At 75.3% G+C, this 2,689-nt stretch carries 3 protein-coding genes; all 3 read left to right on the top strand.

Annotation, left to right across the window (positions count from 1 at the left end; genetic code table 11):
- The coding region (locus tag K6I33_RS34160; RefSeq protein ID WP_229358689.1) for a cysteine dioxygenase family protein at positions 1–381 on the top strand (381 nt) is incomplete at its 5' end.
- A gap of 59 nt (positions 382–440) precedes the next feature.
- Positions 441–1,412 (top strand): 2-phospho-L-lactate transferase, encoded by a 972-nt coding sequence (cofD, locus tag K6I33_RS34155; protein WP_229358688.1) that lies wholly within the window; start codon positions 441–443, stop codon positions 1,410–1,412.
- On the top strand, positions 1,409–2,689 hold a 1,281-nt coding region (locus K6I33_RS34150; RefSeq protein WP_229358687.1), incomplete at its 3' end, for a coenzyme F420-0:L-glutamate ligase. The genes cofD and K6I33_RS34150, both read left to right, overlap by 4 nt.

Below are 2,689 nucleotides of genomic sequence, written 5' to 3'. Positions count from 1 at the left end.
GCCTCCTGGGCCCCGCTGGTGCGCTACGACGCCACCACCCGCTGGTACCACCGGCTGCGCACCGGCCCCGGCTACGAGGTCTGGCTGCTGAGCTGGGTGCCCGGCCAGGGCAGCGGGCTCCACGACCACGGCCCGTCCTCCGGAGTCCTCACCGTCCTCCAGGGCGAACTGGCGGAGCTCTCGGCCCACGGCACGCGCCACGCGCTGGGAGCGGGCACCCAGCGCGTCTTCGCGCCCGGGTACGCCCACGAGGTCGTCAACGACTCCCTCGAACCGGCCGTGAGCCTCCACGTCTACTACCCCGGGCTCACCGAGATGCCCATGCACCGGCCGCCGCTGTGCGCCTCCGCCGTACGGCCGTCCGCCGTCGTGACGAGCTAGGGCGCGGCGCCCCGGGCCCGCCCTTCAATATGGGAGCGCGCTCCTGAAAGACTGCGCCCATGCAGCGCATTGTGGTTCTGGCCGGCGGGATCGGGGGCGCCCGCTTCCTTCGTGGCCTCATGTCAGCAGTCCCCGACGCGGACATCACCGTCATCGGCAACACCGGCGATGACATCCACTTGTTCGGGCTCAAGGTCTGCCCCGACCTCGACACCGTGATGTACACGCTCGGCGGCGGCATCCACGAGGAGCAGGGCTGGGGCCGGGCCGGCGAGTCCTTCGCCGTGAAGGAGGAGCTCGCCGCCTACGGCGTGGGCCCGGAGTGGTTCGGCCTCGGCGACCGCGACTTCGCCACGCACATCGTGCGGACGCAGATGCTCGCCGCCGGGTACCCGCTGAGCGCCGTGACCGAGGCGCTGTGCGCGCGCTGGCAGCCGGGCGTGCGCCTGCTGCCGATGAGCGACGACCGCGTCGAGACCCACGTCATGATCGACGACCCCGAGGGCGGGCCGGGCGCCCGCAAGGCCGTCCACTTCCAGGAGTACTGGGTGCGGATGCGGGCCTCGGTGGACGCCCACGCGATCGTCCCGGTCGGGGCGGAGCAGGCCAAGCCGGCGCCCGGGGTGCTGGAGGCGATCGCGGCGGCCGACGTCGTCCTCTTCCCGCCGTCCAACCCCGTGGTGAGCGTCGGCACGATCCTGGGCGTCCCCGGCGTCCGGGAGGCCGTCGCGGACGCCGCCGCCCCGGTCGTCGGCCTCTCCCCCATCGTCGGCGGCGCGCCCGTGCGCGGCATGGCCGACAAGGTGCTCGCCGCCGTCGGCGTCGAGGCCACCGCCGCCGCCGTGGCCCGCCACTACGGCTCCGGGCTGCTCGACGGCTGGCTGGTCGACTCCGTCGACGCGGACGCCGTGGCCGAGGTCGAGGAGGCCGGCATCCGCTGCCGGGCCGTGCCGCTGATGATGACCGACGTCGAGGCCACCGCCGCCATGGCCCGCGCGGCGCTGGCCCTGGCCGAGGAGGCACGGGCGTGAGCGCGGCCCCCGAGTACCGGGTCTGGGCCCTGCCCGGCATCCCCGAGGTGCGCCCCGGGGACGACCTGGCCAAGCTCATCGCCGGCGCCGCCCTGGGCGAGGGGCTGCCCGGGCTCGCCGACGGCGACGTCCTCGTCGTCACCTCGAAGATCCTCAGCAAGGCCGAGGGCCGGATCCTCGCCGCCGAGGACCGCGAGGCCGCGATCGACTCCGAGACCGTACGGCTGGTGGCCCGGCGCGGCACGCTGCGCGTCGTGGAGAACCGGCTGGGGCTCGTGATGGCCGCCGCCGGCGTGGACGCGTCCAACACCCGCGCCGGGACGGTTCTGCTGCTGCCCGAGGACCCCGACGCCTCGGCCCGGCGGATCCGCGAGGGCCTGCGCGAGGCGCTCGGCGTGGACGTCGGCGTCGTCGTCACCGACACGGCCGGCCGGCCCTGGCGCAAGGGCGTCACGGACTTCGCGATCGGCGCGGCGGGCGTACGGGTCGCCGACGACCTGCGCGGCGGCGTGGACGCGTACGGCAATCCGCTGGTCGCGACGGTGGTGGCGACGGTCGACGAGCTCGCCGCCGCCGGTGACCTGGTCAAGGGCAAGGCCGGGGGCCTGCCGGTGGCCGTGGTGCGGGGGCTGCCGCACGTGGTGACCGAGGCCGGTGAGGACGACGCGTACGAGGGCGCGAGCTGGCTGGTGCGGCCCGCCGTCGACGACATGTTCCGGCTGGGGACCTCGGAAGCCGTGAAGGAGGCGGTGTCGCTGCGGCGCACCGTCCGGGAGTTCACCGACGACCCCGTGGACCCGGGCGCGGTGCGCCGGGCCGTCGCCGCCGCCGTCACCGCCCCGGCCCCGCACCACACGACGCCCTGGCGGTTCGTGCTGCTGGAGTCCGAGGAGTCGCGGACACGGCTGCTGGACGCCATGCGGGAGGCGTGGATCGCGGACCTGCGCGCCGACGGGCTCTCCGAGGACCGGATCGCCCGGCGCGTGCGCCGGGGCGATGTGCTGCGGAAGGCGCCGTACCTGGCGGTGCCCTGCCTGGTGACGGACGGCGCCCACGCGTATCCGGACGCGCGGCGCTCGGCCGCCGAGCGGGAGATGTTCGTGGTGTCGGCCGGCGCGGCCGTACAGAACTTCCTGGTCACGCTGGCGAGCGAGCGGCTGGGGTCGGCGTGGGTGTCGTCGACGATGTTCTGTCCCGAGGTCGTGCGGGACGTTCTCGCCCTCCCCGAGGGCTGGGACCCGATGGGGGCGGTCGCCATCGGGTCCCAGCCCTCGGGG

The sequence above is a fragment of the Streptomyces sp. UNOB3_S3 genome (genome assembly GCF_020740895.1).
GTDB lineage: Bacteria > Actinomycetota > Actinomycetes > Streptomycetales > Streptomycetaceae > Streptomyces.
Note: the sequence above shows the minus strand (reverse complement) of the source record. Positions and strands in the feature narration are given on the sequence as shown.

Excerpts from the sequence above, each read along its gene's own strand:
- cofD (WP_229358688.1), top strand. The coding sequence starts at position 441 with ATGCAGCGCATTGTGGTTCTGGCCGGCGGGATCGGGGGCGCCCGCTTC.